This is a genomic window from Rhizobium sp. PvP014 (genome assembly GCF_017876855.1).
GTDB lineage: Bacteria > Pseudomonadota > Alphaproteobacteria > Rhizobiales > Rhizobiaceae > Neorhizobium > Neorhizobium soli.
In genome coordinates, this window is sequence record NZ_JAGIOT010000002.1 from 2,002,787 (window position 1) to 2,026,207 (window position 23,421).

At 60.9% G+C, this 23,421-nt stretch carries 16 protein-coding genes; 10 read left to right on the top strand and 6 right to left on the bottom strand.

Annotated elements, in window-relative coordinates; all coding sequences use genetic code 11:
* Positions 1 to 79 precede the first annotated feature (79 nt).
* The 3 genes from J3A65_RS14430 to J3A65_RS14440 all read left to right on the top strand — a co-directional run bounded on the left by J3A65_RS14430 (position 80) and on the right by J3A65_RS14440 (position 4,116).
* Complete coding sequence (locus J3A65_RS14430; RefSeq protein ID WP_209903532.1) at positions 80 to 2,245, top strand: 5'-nucleotidase C-terminal domain-containing protein; 2,166 nt, start codon at positions 80 to 82, stop codon at positions 2,243 to 2,245.
* Between the two features lie 132 nt (positions 2,246 to 2,377).
* Complete coding sequence (hemH, locus tag J3A65_RS14435) at positions 2,378 to 3,412, top strand: ferrochelatase (protein ID WP_113109760.1); 1,035 nt, start codon at positions 2,378 to 2,380, stop codon at positions 3,410 to 3,412.
* Positions 3,413 to 3,429: 17 nt separating this feature from the next.
* Entirely contained in the window at positions 3,430 to 4,116 is a 687-nt protein-coding gene (locus J3A65_RS14440; RefSeq protein ID WP_209901860.1) for an SDR family oxidoreductase, read from the top strand.
* A 3-nt stretch (positions 4,117 to 4,119) separates the two neighbouring features.
* On the opposite strand, the gene queC is transcribed toward J3A65_RS14440, so the two are convergent.
* Positions 4,120 to 4,830, bottom strand: coding sequence for a 7-cyano-7-deazaguanine synthase QueC (gene queC / locus J3A65_RS14445; protein ID WP_209901862.1), 711 nt, complete (start codon positions 4,828 to 4,830; stop codon positions 4,120 to 4,122).
* 148 nt (positions 4,831 to 4,978) lie between these two features.
* On the opposite strand from queC, the gene J3A65_RS14450 reads away from it, so the two are divergent.
* Both J3A65_RS14450 and J3A65_RS14455 read left to right on the top strand, forming a co-directional pair.
* Positions 4,979 to 6,016, top strand: coding sequence for an SPFH domain-containing protein (locus J3A65_RS14450; RefSeq protein WP_092659823.1), 1,038 nt, complete (start codon positions 4,979 to 4,981; stop codon positions 6,014 to 6,016).
* Positions 6,017 to 6,023: 7 nt separating this feature from the next.
* Positions 6,024 to 6,503, top strand: a complete 480-nt coding sequence (locus J3A65_RS14455) for an NfeD family protein (RefSeq protein ID WP_209901865.1) — start codon at positions 6,024 to 6,026, stop codon at positions 6,501 to 6,503.
* Between the two features lie 14 nt (positions 6,504 to 6,517).
* Here J3A65_RS14455 and J3A65_RS14460 read toward each other — a convergent pair whose 3' ends face one another.
* Positions 6,518 to 7,513, bottom strand: coding sequence for a KpsF/GutQ family sugar-phosphate isomerase (locus tag J3A65_RS14460; RefSeq protein ID WP_062582344.1), 996 nt, complete (start codon positions 7,511 to 7,513; stop codon positions 6,518 to 6,520).
* A gap of 307 nt (positions 7,514 to 7,820) precedes the next feature.
* The gene (locus J3A65_RS14465; protein ID WP_062460949.1) at positions 7,821 to 8,006 is read right to left on the bottom strand and encodes a Flp family type IVb pilin; all 186 of its coding nucleotides are present in this window, start codon (positions 8,004 to 8,006) and stop codon (positions 7,821 to 7,823) included.
* A 459-nt stretch (positions 8,007 to 8,465) separates the two neighbouring features.
* On the opposite strand from J3A65_RS14465, the gene J3A65_RS14470 reads away from it, so the two are divergent.
* Together J3A65_RS14470 and fucP are read left to right on the top strand one after the other, a co-directional pair.
* Positions 8,466 to 9,989, top strand: a complete 1,524-nt coding sequence (locus tag J3A65_RS14470) for an outer membrane beta-barrel protein (protein ID WP_209901867.1) — start codon at positions 8,466 to 8,468, stop codon at positions 9,987 to 9,989.
* Between the two features lie 393 nt (positions 9,990 to 10,382).
* Positions 10,383 to 11,660 (top strand): L-fucose:H+ symporter permease, encoded by a 1,278-nt coding sequence (fucP, locus tag J3A65_RS14475; protein ID WP_348635228.1) that lies wholly within the window; start codon positions 10,383 to 10,385, stop codon positions 11,658 to 11,660.
* An 81-nt stretch (positions 11,661 to 11,741) separates the two neighbouring features.
* Here the strand turns inward: fucP and galU are convergent, their stop codons facing one another.
* The gene (gene galU / locus J3A65_RS14480) at positions 11,742 to 12,629 is read right to left on the bottom strand and encodes a UTP--glucose-1-phosphate uridylyltransferase GalU (protein ID WP_062460958.1); all 888 of its coding nucleotides are present in this window, start codon (positions 12,627 to 12,629) and stop codon (positions 11,742 to 11,744) included.
* Between the two features lie 198 nt (positions 12,630 to 12,827).
* On the opposite strand from galU, the gene J3A65_RS14485 reads away from it, so the two are divergent.
* The 3 genes from J3A65_RS14485 to J3A65_RS14495 all read left to right on the top strand — a co-directional run bounded on the left by J3A65_RS14485 (position 12,828) and on the right by J3A65_RS14495 (position 16,363).
* Positions 12,828 to 14,048 carry a lytic murein transglycosylase gene (locus tag J3A65_RS14485; protein WP_209901871.1) on the top strand — a complete coding sequence of 407 codons (1,221 nt, stop codon included), beginning with the start codon at positions 12,828 to 12,830 and terminating at the stop codon, positions 14,046 to 14,048.
* A gap of 109 nt (positions 14,049 to 14,157) precedes the next feature.
* Complete coding sequence (locus J3A65_RS14490) at positions 14,158 to 15,324, top strand: DUF459 domain-containing protein (RefSeq protein WP_209901873.1); 1,167 nt, start codon at positions 14,158 to 14,160, stop codon at positions 15,322 to 15,324.
* A 118-nt stretch (positions 15,325 to 15,442) separates the two neighbouring features.
* On the top strand, positions 15,443 to 16,363 hold the full coding sequence (locus tag J3A65_RS14495) for an alpha/beta hydrolase (RefSeq protein ID WP_209901875.1): 921 nt from the start codon (positions 15,443 to 15,445) through the stop codon (positions 16,361 to 16,363).
* Between the two features lie 251 nt (positions 16,364 to 16,614).
* Here J3A65_RS14495 and J3A65_RS14500 read toward each other — a convergent pair whose 3' ends face one another.
* Positions 16,615 to 18,069 (bottom strand): glutamate synthase subunit beta, encoded by a 1,455-nt coding sequence (locus J3A65_RS14500; protein WP_062460963.1) that lies wholly within the window; start codon positions 18,067 to 18,069, stop codon positions 16,615 to 16,617.
* Between the two features lie 177 nt (positions 18,070 to 18,246).
* Complete coding sequence (gene gltB / locus J3A65_RS14505) at positions 18,247 to 22,983, bottom strand: glutamate synthase large subunit (RefSeq protein ID WP_209901878.1); 4,737 nt, start codon at positions 22,981 to 22,983, stop codon at positions 18,247 to 18,249.
* Positions 22,984 to 23,421 lie beyond the last annotated feature (438 nt).

The following is a 23,421-nucleotide window of genomic DNA, read 5'->3' on the forward strand; positions in this document are numbered from 1 at the left end:
AACGATCGTCACCATGGCGTGATACAAAAATCGGGAACATGCACGCCCACACGCGCGCAATCATAAAAGGAGAGAGATGATGATGAGAACTATCGGATTGGGGATCGTGACCGCATCGGTCATTGCCCTTTCGAGCGGCGTCGCGATGGCCGACTTCGAACTCAACATTCTCCACATCAACGACCTGCATTCCCGTATCGAGCCGATCAACAAATACGATTCCACCTGCACGCCGGCCGAGACCGAAAAGAACGAATGCTTCGGTGGCATCGCGCGCATGAAGTCGGCCATCGACGCCCGCCGCAGCGAGTTGCAGGGCAAGAACGTTCTCGTTCTCGACGCCGGTGACCAGTTTCAGGGTTCGCTCTTTTACAGCACCTACAAGAGCGCACCCGTTGCCGAATTCATGAACGGCATCGGCTTCGATGCGATGGCGATCGGCAACCACGAGTTCGACGATGGCCCGCAGGAACTGCTGAAGTTCATTACCGCGCTGAAGTTTCCGATCATTTCCGGCAATACCATCGCCAAGGCTGGAACACCGCTGGCCGACAAGTACAAGGGTTACGTGATCAAGGATTTCGGCGGCCAGCGTGTTGCCATCGTCTCCGTTCTCGCGAAAGATACGAGCGAGACCTCTTCGCCGGGTCCCGACATCACCTTCGAGGACGAGATCACCTATGTGAAGAATGCCGTAGCGGACCTTCAGTCGCAGGGCATCAACAAGATCGTGCTCCTCTCCCATGTCGGCTACGTCAAGGACAAGGAAATCGCGGCAGCCGTTGCCGGCATCGACGTGATCGTCGGCGGCCACAGCCATACCTACCTGTCCAGCACCGATCCCAAGGCATCCGGCCCCTACCCGACCATCGTCAAAAGCCCTGCCGGCGTCGATATTCCGATCGTGACCTCCTACGCCTACTCCAAGTATCTCGGTGATCTCTCCGTCGTGTTTGATGACAACGGCGTCGTGAGGTCTTCAGCGGGGGCACCGAAGCTGCTCGATTCCAGCGTTCCGCAGGACGCGGCGTTTGTCGCCAAGGTCAAGGAACTCGGCGGCCCGCTCGAAGAGATCAAGAAGAAGGTCGTCGGCTCGACCGAAGGCGTCATCGATGGCGATCGCCTCAACTGCCGCGCCAAGGAATGCACGATGGGCAACCTGCTTGCCGATGCACAGCTTGACCGCGTCAAGGATCAGGGCATCACGCTCTCCATCCAGAACGGCGGCGGCCTGCGTGCCTCGATCGATTCCGGCGAAGTGACGATGGGCGAAATCCTTACCGTCCTGCCGTTCCAGAACACGATCGCAACCTTCCAGCTGAAAGGCTCGGATGTCGTCACCGCCCTTGAAAACGGCGTCAGCCAGATCGACGACGGCGCCGGTCGCTTCCCGCAGGTGGCAGGCATGAAGTTCTCCTTCGACCGGTCGAAGTCGAGCGGCAGCCGCATCAGCGACGTTCAGGTCAAGGAAGGCGAGGCCTTCGTTCCGATCGACCCGAACAAGACATACGGCGTCGTTACCAACAACTACGTCCGCACCGGCGGCGACGGCTACAAGATCTTCAACACCGCGGCCGTCAACGCCTACGACTTCGGACCCAACCTCGAAAACGCCGTTGCCGACTACATCTCGGCCAACAGCCCCTACAAGCCCTATACCGATGGCCGCATCACCGACCTGACACCGGCAGACTACAAGCCGTTACCGAAGGCAGCTGCCGCCCCGGCACCGGCACCGGCTGCAACGCCTGCTCCGGCGCCTGCCGCAACTCCTGCTCCGGCGCCTGCTACAACTCCCGCACCGGCTGCACCGGCAACGACGGCCCAAGCTCCTGCCACTCCTGCCCCCTCTGCCCCGGCTACTCCCGCCCCGGCCACTCCGGCTACTCCTGCTCCGGCCACACCGGCGCCAGCGGCACCGGCAACCCCGGCACCTGCGACCCCCGCACCAGCAGCACCGGCTCCTGCACCAGCGGCTCCAGCCGCCCCCGTGCCCATGACAACGGAACCGGCAGCACCTGCACCAGCCGCACCTGCACCAGCCACCCCTGCACCGGCCACGACGGCGTCCCCGGCTCCTGCTGGCCCGAGCAAATACACCGTGGTCAAGGGTGACTCGCTGTGGAAGATCGCCGAAAGCACCTATGGCGACGGCGAGAAGTGGATGGACATCTCCAAGGCCAACAGCCTTCGCAACCCGGATGTCATCCAGATCGGCAAGGAGCTGGAACTGCCGGCCAGATAAAATCGAAAGCGGGACAATTTGTCCTGATGCAACCGACGGCTCGGGGCTTCCCCGGGCCGTTGATTGTTTCTAAATAGAGCCAGACAATCCTCCGGCCGCATCCTGCGGTCGAACCCGATCGGAAGTGACCGCATGAATATCGTGCCCTCAAAACTGCCCACCGGTCATCCGAAGGTTACCTTCGGCAAAGTTGGCGTCCTGCTCGTCAACCTCGGCACGCCCGACGGCACGGACTACTGGTCGATGCGGCGTTATCTCGCCGAATTCCTGTCCGACAAGCGCGTGATCGAATGGTCGCGGCTGTTCTGGTATCCGATCCTCTACGGCATCGTCCTCAACAAGCGCCCGCAGAAGGTCGGCAAGGCCTATGAGGAGATCTGGAACAAGGATCTCGACGAGAGCTATCTGCGCACCTACACCCGCAGCCAGGGCGAGAAAATGGCCGAGCGTCTGGCCGATCTGCCAAACGTCGTGGTCGACTGGGGCATGCGCTACGGAAAGCCCTCCATCGCCGAGCGCATGGACGCGCTGAAGGCGCAGGGCTGCGACCGGATCCTGCTGTTTCCTCTTTACCCGCAATACGCGGCTGCAACGACGGCGACCGTCAACGACAAGGCGTTCGAATACCTGATGAAGCAGCGCTGGCAGCCGGCCTTGCGCACGGTGCCAACCTATCACGATGACCCCGCCTATATCGTGGCGCTGGCCAATTCCGTTCGCCAGACGCTGTCGACGCTCGAGTGGGAACCGCAGCTGCTGATCACCTCTTTCCACGGCATTCCGCAGTCCTATTTCAAGGCCGGCGACCCCTATCACTGTTTCTGCTACAAGACCGCACGGTTGCTGCGCGAAGAGCTCGGCTATACCGAGAAGCAGTTGCGCCTGACCTTCCAGTCGCGCTTCGGGCCCGAGGAATGGCTGCAGCCCTATACCGACAAGACGATGGAAACGCTTGCCGCCGAAGGCATCAAGCGCGTTGCCATCATGAACCCCGGCTTCGTCTCCGACTGCCTGGAAACGCTTGAGGAAATTGCCGGCGAGGCTGGCGAGATCTTCATGCACCATGGCGGCGAGAATTTCGTCCATATTCCCTGCCTCAACGACAGCGTCGACGGCATCAACGTGCTTGAGACGGTGGTTCGTCGCGAGTTGCAGGGCTGGGTCTGAGCTTTAGGGAGATCGCGATGAAGCGAGCCATCGTTACCGGCGGTGCCGGCCTGATCGGAAGCGGGATCTGCACTGATCTGGCCGACCACGGTTTCGAGGTCGCCTCGTTCGACTTCAGCGAAACGGCTGATGTTCCGAAGGGCGTTCAGCCCGTTCTCTGCGATGTCTCCGACGAAACCTCGGTCGAGGAAGCCTTTGCGCTACTCGGCTGGCACAGTCTCGACCTGCTCGTCAACAATGCCGGCATCGCCAGCCCGAACCATGGCCCGATTGCGCAGCTGTCGCTGGCCGACTGGCGCCGCGTGACCGATAGCCATCTGACGGGCGCCTTCCTGATGACCCGCGCTGCAGTTCCGCTGATGTCATCAGGCGGATCCATCGTGAACATGGTGTCGACACGCGCCTTAATGTCGGAACCGGATACGGAAGCCTATGCCGCGTCCAAGGGCGCATTGGTCGCCTTCACCCACGCACTTGCGATCAGCCTTGGCCCGAAAATCCGGGTCAATGCCATCGCGCCGGGCTGGATCACCAATGAGACGACGCTGAGCGAGGAAGACCACGCACAGCATCCGGTCGGCCGCGTCGGTCGCCCGAAGGACATTGCCGACGCCGTCCTCTATCTGACGGGTGCCGGCTTCATGACCGGCCAGGTCCTGACCCTCGATGGCGGCATGACGAAAAAGATGATCTACGCCGAATAGCGCTTACCGCACTTCGTCGGCGCGAAACCCGTCGGTTGCAGCCTTCCAGAAATCGGCATCCTCATACTCGGTCGGATCCGCGACGCCAGCGAGATGAAACGCTTCGCGACGCTCGACGCAGGTGCCGCACCGGCCGCAATGGTTTTCGCCACCCTTGTAGCAGGACCAGGTGTCGCCGAACGGTGTGCCATGCTTCGCGCCGTCGGTGACGATATCGGCCTTCGACCCATTCACATAAGGCGCCAGCAGCCGCACCGAGGCGTATCCGTCGAGCGCATGATCCTGCATCGTCTGGAACGCGTCGATAAAGCCCGGCCGGCAATCGGGATAGATGAAATGGTCGCCGCCATGGACGGCAATCGCCACCGCATCCGCGCTCTGTGCCGCCGCCACGCCGAACGCGACCGCCAGCATGATCGCGTTGCGGTTCGGCACGACGGTGACGCGCATGGTTTCCTCAGCGTAATGGCCGTCAGGCACGTCGAGATCGTCCGTCAGCGCCGATCCGGTCAGCTGGCTTCCGATCGAGCGCATATCGATGATCTGGTGGGGTACACCCAGCCGCGTCGCGCAAGCCGCGGCATAGTCGAGTTCCTTCCGGTGCCGCTGGCCGTAGTCGAACGAGACGAGCCCGATCAAATCCTGCTCGGCATCAATCTTGTGGGCAAGCGAAACGGAATCCAGTCCGCCGGAACAGACGACGATGGTCTTCATGGTTTTGGTCCTTGTTTTGTCGGGGTAGGCTGCGACCCGTGTGTCCGGCGGTTTCTAGTGCAAGAACATGCGCTTGTGAACACCTCCGCACATCTCTAGGGTTGTCGGGTATGAAACGAACGCAATTTATTGGGCAGGAGGCCTCTTCATGAGCCTGGACGGTTTCGACTATTTTGTCATCGGTATCGTAATCCTCGCGATACTCCTGCTCTTTGCCCTCGTGAAGACCGTGCCGCAGGGCTATAACTACACCGTCGAGCGGTTTGGCCGCTACACGCGCACGCTGGAGCCGGGCCTCAATATCCTGACACCGTTCATCGAGCGCATCGGCGCGCGGATGAACGTCATGGAACAGGTGCTTGATATTCCCACCCAGGAAGTCATTACCCGGGACAATGCCAGCGTTTCGGCCGATGCCGTCGCCTTCTATCAGGTGCTCAACGCCGCGCAGGCCGCCTACCAGATCACCAATCTCCAGCTCGCCATCCAGAACCTCACGATGACAAATATTCGCTCGGTCATGGGTTCGATGGACCTCGACGAGCTGTTGTCCAACCGCGAAGTCATCAACGAACGGCTGCTGCGCGTCGTCGACCAGGCGGTTCATCCCTGGGGCATCAAGGTCACCCGCGTCGAGATCAAGGACATCCAGCCGCCGGCAGACCTCGTGCAATCGATGGGCCGCCAGATGAAGGCGGAGCGCGAGAAGCGCGCCCAGATCCTCGAGGCCGAAGGCTCACGCAACGCGCAGATCCTGCGGGCCGAGGGCGCGAAACAGGCAGCTGTGCTGCAGGCCGAAGGCGAACGCGAAGCAGCGTTCCGCGATGCCGAGGCGCGCGAGCGTCTGGCAGAAGCCGAAGCGCGCGCGACGCAGGTCGTCTCCGAAGCAATCGCCTCCGGCAACGTGCAGGCGATCAACTACTTCGTGGCGCAGAAATATACCGAAGCTCTGGTCGAGATCGGCAAGGCGAACAATTCCAAGATCGTGCTCATGCCGCTTGAAGCCTCGTCGCTGATCGGTTCGCTCGGCGGCATCGGCGCCATCGCCAAGGAAGTCTTCGGAAATGGCGACGGCCCTGCCCCGGCAGCGCCCCGCACGCAACCCGGCCAGCCTTCGCGCACCACCCGCAGCACGCCCAGCGTGACCGCTGTCATCCCGCCCTATACGCCCTCCTCCGACAAATGAGGCTGCAATGATCATCGATCTGGTACGCAGCCTCGGCTCGTGGAGCTGGTGGCTCCTCGGCCTCGTCCTGCTCGCAGCAGAACTGGCCGTTCCCGGTGCCTTCCTGATCTGGATCGGGCTTGCTGCCATCATCATCGGCGCGCTGTCTCTGGCACTCTGGGATACCGGCATCTGGACCTGGCAGGTGCAGCTTCTGCTGTTTGCCGTGCTAGCGGTCGGATTGGCGGTGGTTGGGCGTCGCTTCTATTCCGGCCGTGGCGGCGAGAGCGATCAGCCGAACCTCAACCGGCGTGGCGAAAGCCTCGTCGGGCGCACCGCAACGCTGCACGAGCCGATCGCGGAAGGTCACGGACGGATCAGGCTTGATGATACGTGGTGGTCGATCATCGGGCCGGACCTGCCGGCCGGCACTCAGGTGGTGATCATCGAATCAAATGGCCGCGATCTTCGCGTCGAAGCAACCGCCACCGTCTTGCGTCCAACCTGAAACTCAGATGGGTTTCAGGCGACGCCGACGCGCAGCAGATCGTGGAAATGGACGATGCCGATCGGGCGCTGATCTTCGCCGACGACGAGAAGTGCACCGATACTGTACTGGTTGAGAAGCGCAAGAGCCGCAGTCGCCAGCGTATCCTTGCCGACAGTCTTCGGGCGCACGGTCATGACCTCGTCCACGGGCATCTTCGTCAGGTCGACATCGAGATGGCGCGCAATGTCGCCATCGGTGACGACGCCGACAAGCCGGCCCTCATCATCGGTAACACCGACGCAGCCGAACCGCTTGCGCGACAGTTCCTGCACCGCTTCCGGCATCAGCACGCCCTGGCGCACCAACGGAATGCTGTCGCCGACATGCATGAGGTCGCTGACATGCGACAGCATGGCGCCGAGCTTGCCGCCAGGATGATAGACGCGGAAATCGGTTGCCGAAAAACCGCGCGCTTCCAGCAGCGCAACAGCAAGTGCATCGCCCATCGCAAGCTGCATCAGCGTGGAGGTGGTTGGAGCCAGCCCGTGCGGACAGGCTTCCTGTTCCTTCGGCAGAAGCAGAACGACATCTGCCGCTCTGCCAAGCGCTGAGACCTCACCAGACGTGAGTGCGATCAAAGGAATAGAAAAGCGACGGGTGAACGATACGATCCCCTGCAACTCGGCGGTCTCGCCGCTCCAGGACAGCGCCAGCACGACATCGCCGGGCGCAATCATGCCGAGATCGCCGTGGTTTGCTTCGACCGGATGCACGAAGAAGGCTGGCGTTCCTGTCGAGGCAAAGCTTGCAGCAATCTTTTTGCCGATATGGCCGCTCTTGCCGATGCCGGTCACGATGACACGACCGCTGATGCCACCGATCAGCTCGGCCGCTGCGCGGAACGGGCCGCCCAGGCCATTCTGAAGGGCATGATCAAGGGCTACAAGGCCCTGTTTTCCAAAGGCAATCGTCCGCAGGGCGGAATCAATGACATCGACCTCTGCGGCCTGCAACGCTCTCTTTATCATGTCGCAGGCTTAGCGCTTTTTCCTGGTCAAGTCCATCGCATTAGCCGCTGAGCAAGTATTGCGGACTTCGAGAAAACAATGCGTCGATCTTCGAAACCGATCGGTGGCTAGAGCGTCGCTGAGCAAAGAAGGGACTAGGCAACGGAAAATCGCACGGCTGTTGGCGTTCATCACCAACGCGTCCAGCGTTTCAAGATTTTCGCGGAATAAATAGGTCCAACAGGTCCCTGCGCAGTGCAGCCTGATGACGAACGGAGCCCCCTCGAATGTCGAGACGGCTCCTTCTATGGCATTTCGCAGACTGCAATCAGCAAGTGGTGGCACTTCCGTCGCAGGTGAGCTTTCCTGCTATGTTGCTGAACTGGTTATTCAAAGCGCCGCCTAGCGTTGTTGCGCCGGCAATCAAAGCAACGGAAATGAGTGCGGCAATGAGGCCATATTCGATGGCAGTCGCGCCCGACTCATCCTTCATCATGCGTGCAAGAATTGACATATAACTCTTCCCTGACTCGCCCCTCGGAACGGAATTGCTCCGATGTCAAGTTTCTATACTTGAACTGTAGATACATTTTCTTAATGCGCTTAAACAAATCCAATGTGTGTAAATGTCACGTTTGACTTGGTTAAATCACGGTAAACGCGCGAATTCGCCTGCCTGGGCAACCGGCGTTTGTGCCCTGTGACCATCCATGCGCGTTGTGAATGTTCATGCAAACGTGGTGGCATCTCCTGGCGAGTGGACGGATAGCGTGAAGGGCAGTCGCGCAGCCCCACGCGGCCGGCTTCACCAACTGTTAACCATAAACTAACCCTTTCGAGGCATACTTCGCGATAAATCCGACAAGGTGACATTCGTGTTTCAAAGCATACACTTAGCCAGGACGGACCTGTGGATGCGGAGCGACGCTGGACTTTGCCTTTGGATCAGCATTTCCGATTTCCGGGCAGTCCGATGATTATCAGCAGGACAAAAGCCACGACGCTTTCGTTGCGCGGCCGTGCGTATGGACTGCTGCTGGCCGGCTCGGCGCTGATCCTCCCGTCGGCTGCCGTTTCGCAGAGCCTTTTTCCAGACAGCGGCAGCGCGCTTCCCGCCATTCCCAGCAGCCAGGTCGGAACAGCCGGAACATCGACGATTACCCGCAACACCCCGACTGCACCGGTCGGCGGGACGATTCCCGGCATAGTCGCCGTCGCCGGAGACGAACGGACCGCCGATACGACGGCGCAACAAAGTGCGGCCGCGCGTGTTCAGGAGCCGGAAGTCGATCTCAACCAGCCGATCGGTCCGTCCGATCTCGAGCCGCTCGATGATGGTCCCGAGGCAATCGATCCGCAGGAGGCTCCGCGTCAAGAGGTGGATTCGACCGGCATCCGGCTAGGCACGTTCATGCTGCGCCCGTCCATCAATCAGAGCATCAACACAGAAATCACCCGCGAGAACGGATCGAAGGAAACGCGCAATTACGCGGCAACCGGGATTCGCGGAACGCTGACCTCCGACTGGTCACGGCATGCGCTGACAGTTACCGGCGAAACCACGATCGAGCACAATTTCACCAAGAGCAAGGAAGGCGAGGATCCGGAGGGCAAGATCAGCGCGGATCTGCGTCTCGATCTTGCAGACGATACCGTTGCGCATCTGACCAGCGGTTACAGCTTTACCCGTGAGGACAATGACGACCCGAACGCCGTCGGTGGCGCCGACGTCCAGTCCGGCGTGCACCTGTTCCAGACCGGGTCCTCGATCGGCCGCGACATCGGCAAGATCAGAGCACTCGCCGCCGTCAACGGCTCTCGATATGTCTATACCGAGGCAAAGCTTGCGGACGGCGGCACGCTCAACATGAAAGACCGCAATCGCAGCGGCATCGATGGTCGACTGCGCCTCGGCTATGAACTTTCGCCTGCCCTCATCCCGTTTGGGGAAATCGCATCGGGCCACACATTCTACGATCGCAAGCGCGATGCTTCTGGCTATCAGCGCTCATCGCAGACCTATGCCGCGCGCACCGGCGTCGAGTTCGATTTCGGCGAGAAACTGCGCGGCGAGTTGGGAACGGGCTATGAGGTCGTCGACTACGAGGATAACCGCCTCAAGAATGTCGGTGGCATCAGCTTTGATGGCGATGCGACCTGGTCACCACAGCGCGGCACCGACGTCAATCTCGGTCTGCGCACGACAGTCCAGGATTCCACAACGCCCGGCGAAGGCGGATGGGTGGAGTATGAGCTCACCGCAGCGCTTGCGCACGAGATGCGCGACAGCGTCGTGGCACGCCTGAGCGGCAGCACCGTGTTCCGCAACTTTGATTCCGGCAGCGAAGACGAGGTCACCTGGCTTGCCGGCGCGGGGATAACATGGGCGATCAACCGCTATCTCGATCTCACGAGCGACGTTGAATACGAGAAAACCACGGGCGGCACCGAACAGAACATCGTTCGCGCGGGCATGGGGCTGACTCTGAAGCGATAGCGCCCATCAGGCAATCACGTTTCCGTGATATCTATCCCGGTACTGCCGCCACTCGGCGCCAATGCTTCGACATGTGTGCCTTCACAATAGGCATAAAGTACGAAGTCGCGCTAAACGGCCCGGGATCGGAATGGGTTCTGTCTCCAACATACCTTCCCGCGAACAATAATTTCCGCACTGCAGCAATCGTTGCTCCAGCCACTCCTCCAGCGCATGGCTTCTCCAGCCGATCACGCCGTCCATGCACGTTGTACAAAGCTTGCGCCCGGGCTTCCGCCCACTTCCCCTCAGGACTGTGCGCAACATATAAGCGCTCACGTCGAATTGTCGCAGTGCAGCATTAATGCACTCCATCGATACATCCTGATAAATTAGAGGCTCAACGTGGCTGGAATTCCAACAGACAGCGCGACCACACCGCGCACAGCAACAAGTTCGACGGCAGGTAACAATTACCGCTTTGCTCTCGTTGCCCTGACTTCCCTGTTTTTCATGTGGGGCTTTATCACCTGCCTGAACGACATTCTGATCCCGCACCTGAAGAACGTCTTCCAGCTCAACTACACCCAGTCGATGATGATCCAGCTGTGCTTTTTCGGCGCCTATTTCATCGTGTCGCTGCCGGCCGGCGCGCTTGTGAAGCGCATCAGCTACAAATGGGGCATCGTCGTCGGCCTGCTGATTGCAGCGATCGGCTGTGCGTTGTTCATCCCGGCTGCCAGCTACCGCGTCTATGCGCTGTTTCTCGGCGCGCTGTTTGTGCTGGCAAGCGGTGTCACCATTCTGCAGGTTGCCGCCAATCCCTATGTGACGGAGCTGGGCGCCCCTGAAACTGCCTCGAGCCGGCTGACGCTGACCCAGGCCTTTAACTCGCTCGGAACCACGATCGCACCGCTCTTCGGCGCCTTCCTTATCCTGTCGGCCGCGACCGGCGACATCCAGAACGCCAGCGGCGAACAACTCGAAGCCTTGCGCCTCGCAGAGGCTGATGCCGTCCGCTTCCCTTACATGCTTCTGGCAATCGCCTTCCTCGTGCTGGCCGCCGTCTTTGCAGCCCTGAAGCTGCCGCATGTCGAAACGGAAGACACGACGGTCTCCGAAGGCGGCGAACGTAGCTCCGCGTGGGCCTACCGTCACCTCGTTCTCGGCGCGATCGGCCTGTTCGTCTATGTCGGTGCCGAAGTGTCGATCGGCTCGTTCCTGGTCAATTACCTGGCAGAACCAAGCATCGCCGGCATGCCGGAATCCGAAGCCGCCCATTACGTCGCCTATTTCTGGGGCGGCGCCATGATCGGTCGTTTCGTCGGCGCCTATGTCATGCGCTTCGTCGACGACGGCAAGGCGCTGGCGTTCAATGCCGGTGTTGCGATCCTGCTGATCCTGCTCACGGTGTTTGCGGGCGGCTCGCTGGCAATGTGGTCGGTCCTCGCCATCGGCCTGTTCAACTCGATCATGTTCCCGACCATCTTCAGCCTGGCACTCAAGGGTCTTGGTCGCCACACCAGCCAGGGATCGGGCATCCTGTGCCTGGCGATCGTCGGCGGTGCCATCCTGCCGGTCGTGCAGGGCATGCTGGCCGATACGGTCGGCATCCACCTCGCCTTCCTGATGCCGGCGATATGCTACCTCTACATCGCCTATTACGGCCTCAAGGGTCACAGGGCCGCCTGATCGAAGGCATGGATCCCCGAAACGAAAAACGCCCCCGCGATCGTCTCGCGGGGGCGTTTTCTTTTGCAGTAACGGATAGGCTTACATCAGCTTCGAGACGAGCGCCTTCAGGGGCTCCTCGATCGCCGGGCGAATGTCCGGGCGCTGCAGGGCAAAGGCGATATTGGCCATGATGAAGCCGTCCTTGGCGCCGCAGTCGTAGGTCTCGCCCTTGAAGTGGTAGCCGGCAAATTCCTGGCTCTTGGCCAGCGCCAGCATGCCGTCGGTCAACTGGATCTCGTTGCCGGCGCCACGTTCCTGGGTTTCCAGGATCTTGAAGATCTCCGGCTGCAGGATGTAGCGGCCGTTGATGAAGAAGTTCGAAGGGGCCGTACCCTTGGCAGGCTTCTCGACCATTTCGGTGATCTTGAAACCGTCGCCGACGGTCTCACCCTTGCCGACGATACCGTACTTGTGGGCCTGGTCCGGATCGCATTCCTCGACCGCGAGAACGTTGCCGCCGGTCTGGTCGTAAAGTTCGACCATGCCCTTGAGGCAGCTCTTTTCCGACGACATGATCATGTCCGGCAACAGGACCGCGAAGGGTTCGTTGCCGACGATGTCGCGCGCACACCAGACGGCGTGACCGAGACCGAGCGGAACCTGCTGGCGGGTGAAGCTCGCCGTACCGGCCTTCGGCAGGATATGCGAGAGCAGCGTCAGTTCGGCATTCTTGTTGCGCTCGCGCAGCATCTGCTCGAGTTCGAACTGAATATCGAAATAGTCTTCGATCACACCTTTGCCACGGCCGGTCACGAATACGAAATGTTCGATGCCGGCTTCCGCCGCTTCATCGACCACATACTGGATGACCGGCTTGTCGACGACCGTCAGCATTTCTTTTGGCACAGCCTTTGTGGCCGGCAGGAAGCGGGTGCCGAGGCCCGCAACAGGGAAGACTGCTTTACGAATTTTCCGTTCTTGTGACACTCATGCCTCCTGATGCATTTCGCTGTGCGGTTTCGGGTCTTTTGTCGGCTGTAATAAACATTTGCTACCTTTTAGCAAAGATCTGCCCCGGCCGCGCGTTTCATGGTAAAGAATTTGTTGACCCTATCCTGTTATCACATCGTTGAGCCGCATCCCGATCTCGCCATGATGGCCAGAATAAAAATGGACCGACTGCCGATGAAAAAAAAAAGCCCCAATCGCTTCCGCGCAACGATCTTCTCGCTTGTCGCCGGCCTTGCCATATCGACCTGCGCGATAGATGCCCGCGCCGATGCCGGTTTCAAGACGTGGGTTGCAAATTTCTATTCGACTGCTGCCAAAAGCGGCATCAGTCGCTCGACCTATGATCGCGCCTTTGCAGGCATCAGCGGTCCCGATCAGGAAGTCCTGCGCAAGGCCGAGTACCAGCCGGAATTCAAGTCGAAAATCTGGGATTATCTCGACAGCCGCGTCAATCCCTACACGGTCAAGATCGGCCGCGAAATGGCTGCCCGCCATGGCGCGACGCTGAACGCCGTGGAGCGGCATTTCGGTGTCGACAGAAACATTCTCCTCGCCATCTGGTCGATGGAATCCAACTATGGCGCAGCTCTGGAAAATCCCGAACGTCTGCACCACGTGCCGCAGGCACTGGCGACGCTCGGGTGGGGCGATCCGAAGCGCGGCAAGTTCGCGCGCAACCAGCTGATCGCCGCCTTGAAGATCCTGCAGGCAGGCGACGTATCCCCCAAGCAGCTGACCGGTTCCTGGGCAGGCGCGATGGGCCATACCCAGTTCATCCCGACGAGCTACCTGCTCTATGCGGTCGACGCTGATGGCAACGGCAAGCGCGACATCTGGCATTCGGTTCCCGATGCGCTGGCGACCTCCGCCAACCTCCTGGCCAAGAACGGCTGGACTGCCGGCAAGACCTGGGGCTACGAATCCGTGCTTCCCGCCGGCGCCGCAAAATACGAAGGCCAGAGCAAGACCTTGGCGCAGTGGGCAGCGCTCGGCTTCCAGCGTCCGAACGGCAAGGGTTTTCCGCGCGGAGCAGACCGCGCGACATTGAAGCTGATGGCCGGCGCGAACGGTCCAGCCTACCTGATGCTCTCCAACTTCTTCACCATCAAGCGCTACAACGCAGCCGACAGCTACGCGCTCGCGGTCGGTCTTCTCGCCGACGAGATCGCAGGTTTCGGCGGTGTACAGCAGTCCTGGCCGCGCCCCAACGGCACGCTCGACATCAAGGAGAAGTTCGAGCTGCAGAGCCGCATGAAGGAACTCGGCTATTACGAAGGCGAAGTGGACGGCAATTTCGGCTCCGGCTCGAAGGCCGCGATCTCCGCCATTCAGAAGCGCCTTGGCATGCAGCCGGATGGCGAGCCGTCGCATTCTCTTCTCAAGGCGATCCGTTGAGGCTAGCATGCGATGCGCCGCATCGTGAACGGTGCGGCCAAAAGGCATGAAAACGATGAAGCTCTTGCGCCACAACAGGCCAAACCGACGCCTGGTCCGGACGGTATTCATGGTAGCGACCAGCCTCGTGCTGTCGCTGCCATCAACCGTTTCGTTTGCCCAGGACGGCGGCGATCGGCGCAACCTGTTCAACATGCTGTTCGGTGCGCCCCGCACAGAGCGATATGAACGCTACGAACGTCCGACCCGGCGATATGACCGGCAGGATGGATCGATCATCGAGATGGCGCCACGCCGGCAGAGAAGCCGTGCCACTCCGCAGGCTGCGGCTCCCCGCACGAGGACGGCGCCGATACCCTCTCAGCCCCAGGCCGAACCCGTCGCCAAACTGGAAACCGCCAAGAAAATACTCGTTATCGGCGATTTTCTCGCCGGCAATATCGGGGGTGAGCTGGAAACGACGTTTGCGACCTCCCCGGGGGTTTCGATCATCAGCCGCAGCGACGGATCCTCCGGCCTGGTGCGCGACGACCATTACGACTGGCTTGGCCAACTGCCGGCTATTCTCGACGAGGCCAAACCCGCGATCGTGGTCGTCATGCTGGGTGCCAACGACCGCCAGCAAATGGACACCGCCAGCGGCCGCGAGAAATTCCGCACGGATGCCTGGTTCAAACTATATGAAACCCGTGTCGCGGAGCTTGCCGGCATGATCGCGCAGCGCAAGCTGACGCTGCTTTGGGTCGGCCTGCCGGCGTTCCAGTCGCCATCGATGATGGCGGACGCGGTCACGCTCAACACGCTTTATCGGGGACAGGTGGAGAAGGTCGGCGGCGAATTCGTCGACATCTGGGACGGCTTCGTCGACGAGGACGGCAGGTTCGTCCTGACTGGCTCGGACGTCAACGGACAGCAGGTACGCCTGCGCAATTCCGACGGCATCACGCTCACCAAGCCCGGCAAGGAAAAGCTCGCCTTCTATGTCGACAAGGTCCTGCGCCGGCATCTGGGCGACATGGCAAGCCCCGATCTCGCCAAATTCGACAGCAGCACCCTCCCGCCGCTCCAGACGCTCGAATCTCCTGCCAACCCCGAAGTGCCCGTACGGCCGATCAGCCTGGTTGACCCGGAGCTGGACGGCGGCCAGGAGCTTCTGGGCGGCAATGCGCCACCGGCCCGTCTGACGGAAACGCCGCGCGACAAACTGGTCAAACGCGGCGAACTCGAGCCCGCCCCGGCCGGTCGGATCGACGACTACCGGCTCACGACCCAGTAGGTCTTTGACACGAGCGCGAGCTCTCGCCTGTAGCTTCGTGAAAAAACGTGCTACATAGTCATAAATTCCCAGTTCAGACGTGCATGGCCTAGCTGATCTCTTTTATCGGAGTGCCCGCATGAACCTGCTTTTTCGCGTTATAGTATCCACGATCCTGCTTGCGACGCCGGTCCTTGCAGAGGTTCCGCCGTTTCCATCCACCTTCAGGACCCAAACTGTCCATGTCGGCAACGTAGACATCCATCTCCGGATTGGCGGCAGGGGACCTGCCGTCGTTCTGCTACATGGCTACGGCGAAACCGGCGACATGTGGGCGCCGCTGGCTGCAAAGCTCGAGATGGATCATCTGGTCATCGTTCCCGATCTTCGCGGCATGGGTCTGTCATCACACCCCGAAGGCGGCTTCGACAAGGCGAGCCAGGCCCGCGACCTGGCCACCATTCTGAACGGACTGCACATTGATCGTTTCGCGCTGGTCACGCACGATATCGGCAACATGGTGGGCTTCGCCCTCGCGACGCAGCAACCCGCCCGCGTGACCCGCTTCGCGCTGCTCGATGCGCCCGTTCCCGGCATCGGCCCATGGGACGAGATCCTGAAAAACCCGCTTCTCTGGCATTTCCGCTTCGGGGGGCCGGACATGGAGCGTCTCGTCGCCGGGCGCGAGCGGATCTATCTGGACCGGTTCTGGAACGAATTTTCCGCCGACCCAAAGCGGTTCGACGAAGCATCCCGCAAACACTATGCCGCCCTCTATGCCTTGCCCGGCGCCATGCATTCCGGCTTCGCCCAGTTCGCGGCCTTCGACCAGGATGCGATCGACAACCGCGCCTGGGCAGCCACGGGCGCAAAACTGGAAATGCCCATTCTGGCCGTTGGCGGTGAAAAGTCCTTCGGGCCGGGCATGGCGGCGGTCATGCGCACCGCAGCCACGCAGGTCAGCGAAGGCGTAATCGCCGATGCCGGCCACTGGCTGATGGAAGAACAGCCGGATGCCACCATCAAGATGATCGACGCGTTTCTCTCCAGCAGCGAGTGATGCGATCGTTAGACCAGACGCTTATCGTGGAACGCAAGCGTCGGCTAAGCAGCAATTCGGGTCGATCCTTGTGATGACCGTCTGAGCGCAGGAATCCGATCGTGAAAGTAATGATCCGAGCGATACACAGCGTATCGAGGAGGCCAAGATCGATTGCGGGATGGTCATGGGCAAGCATGACCTGATTCTGCCGAAACGAAAACGGCCCCTCCCCGCAAAACGGAGAGAGGCCGTTCATTTTAACAAACCGGTTAGCGCGGCAGAACGCTCGATCCCATCAGCGCTTCGTCGATGGCTCGTGCTGCCTGACGGCCTTCGCGGATCGCCCACACGACCAGCGACTGGCCGCGACGCACGTCGCCGGCGGTCCACAGCTTGTCGACCGAGGTCTTGTAGTCGCGTTCGTTGGCGATGACGTTGGTGGAGCCGCGACGGTCGACGTTGAGCGCCAGCTTGCCGTCGAGTTCGGACAGCACGCTGTCGGTTGCCGGACCGGAGAAGCCGATGGCGATGAAGGCGAGATCGGCCTTGATGATGAAGTCGGTGCCCGCGATCGGCTGGCGGCGATCGTCTACCTCGCAGCAGCGAACCCCGGTCAGCTGGCCATCTTCCCCGACGAATTCGAGCGTTGCCACCTGAAACTCGCGGATCGCGCCTTCGGCCTGGCTTGACGAGGTGCGCATCTTGGTTGCCCAGAATGGCCAGACGGCAAGCTTGTCTTCCTTTTCCGGCGGCTGCGGGCGGATGTCGAGCTGGGTCACCTTGACGGCACCCTGACGGAACGCGGTGCCGACGCAGTCGGACGCGGTATCGCCGCCACCGACGACGACGATATGCTTGCCACCGGCGAGGATCGGCTCGGCGGCCCAGGCGACGCTGTCGATATTCTCGCGACCGATGCGGCGGTTCTGCTGCACGAGATACGGCATCGCATCATAGACGCCATGCAGATCCGTGCCGGGAATCCCGGCCGGACGCGGGGTTTCCGAACCGCCGCAATAGAGCACGGCATCGAATTCTGCGGTCAGTTCCTCGACCTTTTTGTCGACGCCGATATTGACGCCGTAGTGGAAGGTCACGCCTTCGCCGGTCATCTGCTCGACGCGCCGGTCGATGAAGTTCTTCTCCATCTTGAAATCCGGAATACCGTAGCGCAGCAGACCGCCGGCCTTGGACTCGCGCTCGAACAGATGCACGTCGTGACCAGCGCGGGAAAGCTGCTGGGCCGCCGCCATGCCGGCAGGACCGGAGCCGATGACGGCAACCTTGCGGCCAGTCTTTACGGTCGCCGGCTGCGGCACGATATAGCCGAGCTCATACGCCTTGTCGGCAATCGCCTGCTCGACGGTCTTGATCGCGACTGGCGCATCTTCGAGGTTGAGCGTGCAGGCTTCCTCGCACGGCGCGGGACAAACGCGACCGGTGAATTCCGGGAAGTTGTTGGTGGAATGAAGGTTGCGGATCGCCTCCTCCCACTTGTTGTTGTAGACGAGGTCGTTCCAATCGGGGATCTGGTTATGAACAGGGCAGCCGGTCGGGCCGTGGCAATAGGGAATGCCACAGTCCATGCAGCGGGCCGCCTGTTTCGTCACTTCCGCATCCGACATCGGAATGGTGAATTCGCGGAAATGGCGGATACGATCGGACGCCGGCTGGTACTTGCCAACCTGCCGGTCGATTTCCATGAATCCAGTGACCTTGCCCATGTCTACTTCCCTCAATCTCGTTGTTCTTGTCGTAACGCCCCTCATCCGCCTGCCGGCACCTTCTCCCCGTAAACGGGGCGAAGGGGTGGCGCCGCACCGTCTCGATGTCCCCTCGCCCCGTTTACGGGGAGAGGGTGCGCCGAGCGAAGCGGAGGCGGGGTGAGGGGCAGCTGCGGTTCACTCCGCAGCCACGCCCATCCGCATCCGTTCCATTTCCACCAGCGCACGGCGATATTCGACCGGCATGACCTTGCGGAATTTCGGACGGAACTCGCTCCAGCGGTCGAGAATGTCCTTGGCGCGGGTGGAACCGGTATAGTGCATGTGGTTGGAGATCAGCTGGTAGAGCCGCTCCTCGTCGTGACGCGTCATGTCTTCGGAAACGTCCACGCGTCCCTTGTGCATGATGTCGCCGCCGTGATGGTGCAGCTTTTCCAGCATGTCGTCTTCTTCCGGAACCGGCTCCAGTTCCACCATCGCCATGTTGCAGCGCTTGGCGAAATCGCCCGTCTCGTCGAGAACGTAAGCCACGCCGCCCGACATGCCGGCTGCGAAGTTGCGGCCGGTTTCGCCGAGCACGACGACGATGCCGCCGGTCATGTATTCGCAGCCGTGGTCGCCCACGCCCTCGACCACCGCGATGGCGCCCGAGTTGCGCACCGAGAAACGCTCACCGGCGACGCCGCGGAAGTAGCACTCGCCGGTCGTTGCGCCGTAGAGCACGGTGTTTCCGACGATGATCGAGTTCTCAGCGACGATGTTGGAGTTTTCCGGCGGCCGCACGATGATGCGTCCACCCGACAGACCCTTGCCGACATAGTCGTTGCCGTCACCGATCAGGTCGAACGTGATGCCACGCGCCAGGAACGCCGCGAACGACTGTCCGGCCGTGCCGCGCAGCGTCACATGGATCGTGTCGTCCTTCAGGCCCTTCTGGCCCCAGCGCTTGACGAGCGCACCGGAGAGCATGGCACCAACGGACCGGTCGACGTTCTTGATCGGCACTTCGAAGACAACAGGCTCCTTGCTATCAAGGGCCGCCTGCGACTTCTCGATCAGCTTGCGATCGAGAATGTCGTCGATCGGATGCTTCTGCCGCTCGGTCCAGTAGGTAGCAGACTTCGGAGCCTCAACCTTGTGGAACAGCTTGGTGAAGTCGAGGCCCTGCGACTTCCAATGCGCCAGCATGTCGTCCTTCTCGAGCAGCTCGGAAAGGCCGATGATCTCGTCGAACTTGGTAAAGCCAAGCGATGCGAGGATCTCGCGCACTTCCTCAGCCACGAAGAAGAAGTAGTTGATCACGTGTTCCGGCGTGCCCTTGAAGCGCTTGCGCAGAACCGGGTCCTGCGTCGCGACACCGACGGGGCAGGTGTTGAGATGGCACTTGCGCATCATGATGCAGCCGGCAGCAATGACAGGAGCCGTCGCAAAGCCGAACTCGTCGGCTCCAAGCAGGGCACCGATGATGACGTCGCGGCCGGTCTTCAGGCCACCATCGACCTGCAGCGCGATACGCGACCGCAAACCGTTCAGCACCAGCGTCTGCTGGGTCTCGGCAAGGCCGATTTCCCAAGGCGAACCCGCATGCTTCAGCGACGTCAGTGGCGAAGCACCCGTGCCGCCGTCGAAGCCTGCGACCGTGATATGGTCGGCGCGTGCCTTCGCAACGCCAGCCGCAACCGTGCCAACGCCCACTTCCGAGACCAGCTTGACGGAGATGTCGGAGGTCGGGTTGACGTTCTTCAGGTCATAGATCAGCTGCGCCAGATCTTCGATCGAATAGATATCGTGATGCGGCGGCGGCGAGATGAGGCCGACCCCCGGCGTCGAGTGACGGGTCTTGGCAACGGTCGCATCCACCTTGTGGCCGGGCAACTGACCGCCCTCGCCGGGCTTTGCACCCTGCGCCACCTTGATCTGCAGCATATCCGCATTGACCAGATACTCGGTCGTCACACCGAAGCGGCCGGATGCGATCTGCTTGATCGCCGAACGCTCCGGGTTCATCGAACCGTCGGCAAGCGGAAGATAACGATCGCTTTCCTCGCCGCCTTCACCGGTGTTCGACTTGCCGCCGATGCGGTTCATGGCAATCGCGAGCGTCGTATGCGCCTCACGCGAAATCGAGCCGAACGACATGGCGCCGGTCGAGAAGCGCTTGACGATATCGACCGCCGGTTCGACTTCGTCGAGCGACACCGGCTTGCGACCGGACCGTTCCGCCGACTTGATCTTGAACAGGCCGCGAATGGTGTTCATCCGCACCGCGCTCTCGTTCACCATTTCGGCGAACTCGCGGTAGCGATCCTGGCTGTTGCCGCGCACGGCGTGCTGCAGGGTGGCGACCACATCCGGCGTCCAGGCATGGCTTTCGCCACGCATGCGGTAGGCATATTCGCCGCCGATATCGAGCGAGGAGGCCAGAACCGGATCCTTGCCGAAGGCTGCGCGGTGGCGGGTGACGGTTTCCTCGGCGATATGATCGAGACCGATACCTTCGATCGACGTCGCTGTGCCGAAGAAATACTGGTTGACCAGCTCCGTGTTCAGACCGACGGCATCGAAGATCTGGCCGCCGCAATAGGACTGGTAGGTCGAGATGCCCATCTTGGACATGACCTTGAGGATGCCCTTGCCGACCGCCTTGATATAGCGCGAGACGATCTCGGAACTGTCCACTTCCTTCGGAAACTCGCCGCGCATGTGCATGTCGGTGAGCGTATCGAAGGCAAGATACGGGTTGATGGCTTCGGCACCATAACCGGCGAGAAGGCAGAAATGGTGGATCTCGCGCGGCTCGCCCGATTCGACGACGAGACCGACCGAGGTGCGAAGACCCTTGCGGATCAGGTGGTGATGCACGGCAGCCGTTGCGAGAAGCGCCGGAATGGCAATCCTGTCCGGTCCGATCTGGCGGTCGGAGAGAACGATGATGTTATAGCCGCCCTTGACCGCCGCTTCCGCACGCTCGCAGAGGCGATCGAGCATTTCCGGCATGCCTTCGGCGCCGCGCTCGATATCGTAGGTGAAATCGAGCGTCTTAGTGTCGAAACGGTCTTCCGTGTGACCGATCGAGCGGATCTTTTCCAGATCGCCATTGGTGAGGATCGGCTGGCGCACTTCCAGGCGCTTGGCGTTGGCGGCACCTTCATGGTCGAGAATGTTCGGCCGCGGCCCGATAAACGAGACGAGGCTCATGACGAGCTCTTCGCGGATCGGATCGATCGGCGGGTTCGTCACCTGCGCAAAGTTCTGCTTGAAATAGGTGTAAAGCAGCTTCGACTTTTGCGACATCGCCGAGATCGGCGTGTCGGTGCCCATCGAGCCCACGGCTTCCTGACCGGTCGTCGCCATCGGTGACATCAGAATCTTGGTGTCCTCGGATGTGTAGCCGAACGCCTGCTGGCGATCGAGCAGCGACACGTCGCGACGCAGCGCCCGCGGTTCGACCGGCTTCAGGTCCTCGAGGATCAGCTGCGTGCGATCCAGCCACTTTTCGTATGGATGGCGGGTTGCAAGCGTGGTCTTCAACTCCTCGTCGGAGATGATCTGACCCTTTTCCATGTCGATCAGCAGCATCTTGCCCGGCTGCAGACGCCACTTCTTGATGATGCTTTCTTCCGGCACCGGCAGCGTGCCGGCTTCGGATGCCAGAATGATGCGATCGTCGTCCGTGACGAGGTAACGCGCCGGGCGCAGACCGTTGCGGTCGAGCGTCGCGCCGATCTGGCGGCCATCGGTAAAGCACACGGCAGCCGGACCATCCCATGGCTCCATCAGAGCCGCATGGTATTCGTAGAAAGCCTTGCGCTCCTTCGACATCGACTGGTTGCCGGCCCAGGCTTCGGGGATCAGCATCATCATCGCATGCGCCAGCGAATAGCCGCCGCGCAGAAGGAATTCGAGCGCGTTGTCGAAGCAGGCCGTATCCGACTGGCCCTCGTAGGAGATCGGCCAGAGCTTGGAAATGTCGTCGCCGAACAGCGGCGATGACACCGACGCCTGACGCGCCGCCATCCAGTTGACGTTGGAGCGCAGCGTGTTGATTTCGCCGTTATGGGCAACCATGCGGTATGGATGCGCGAGCTTCCAGGACGGGAACGTGTTGGTCGAGAACCGCTGGTGCACGAGGGCGACAGCACTTTCAAACCGCGGGTCGGCCAGATCCTTGTAATAGGCGCCGACCTGATAGGCGAGGAACATGCCCTTGTAGACGATCGTCGTCGATGACAGCGATACCGGATAGAAGCCGGTTTCCTGACCGCCGAACTGATCGTAGATTCGGTTGGAGATGACCTTGCGAATGAGGAAGAGCTTGCGCTCGAAATCCTGATTGGTCGCAGCATCGCGGCCGGCGCCAATGAACACCTGGAGGTGATAGGGCTCGGTACCGGCAATATCCGGCGCCTTGGACAGCGAGGAGTTGTCGACGGGCACTTCGCGGAAGCCGATGAACTGCTGGCCCTCTTCGGCCGTCACATCGACGATGACCTTCTTGAAATGCTCGATCTGATCCGGGTCGCGCGGCAGGAAGAAGTGACCGACGGCATACTCGCCAGACTTGGGCAGGGTGATGCCCTGCTTCGCCATTTCCTCGCGGAAGAACTTGTCGGGGATCTGCAGCAGAATGCCGGCACCATCGCCCATCAGCGGATCAGCGCCGACGGCGCCGCGATGGGTGAGGTTTTCCAGAATGAACAGGCCATCCCTGATGATCTGGTGCGACTTCTGGCCCTTCATATGGGCGATGAAGCCGACGCCGCAGGCATCGTGCTCGTTGCCCGGGTTGTAAAGACCTTGTGCTGCCGGAATACCGGAGGCAATGAATGGCAGACGCTGTTCGACGCCCGAGCCAGCTTCCGCCGCGGTCGCGGTGGCGGGCAGACAGTGCACTTCAGGAACATTCTTCGTCATTGCTATTCCTCCTGTTGGCCACTCACGATCGAGCTTGCAAACGGCGTATTCTTCATTTCACCCGAAGAAATGCCTCGTCCTTTCAGGTGGCAGACTGCTGAAGCAGGAAGCCCTTGAGAGTGCGAAGCATACCCTTGAACACGTCGACGGTCACCGCTCGGAAGCGAAAAACCACCTTCAGTTCAAAAATTAGGACAACATTTCTGTCCTAATTCTCGAATTTTATGACATATGTGCCGCCTGTCTTCAATCCCCGGCCCACGAAAAAGTTAAAGCTAAACGACACTTGATTACTGGTTGCGATGCCAGCTTGAAATAATCTTGCGCCGCGAATGACAAAACTCGGCTTTGATTACGCGGCACGAGCAGACACCGCTCATTCGGCACGTTTCCCGATTGATCAACGGTCCAAAAGGCTTATGGTCCGCCTCGCTCAAA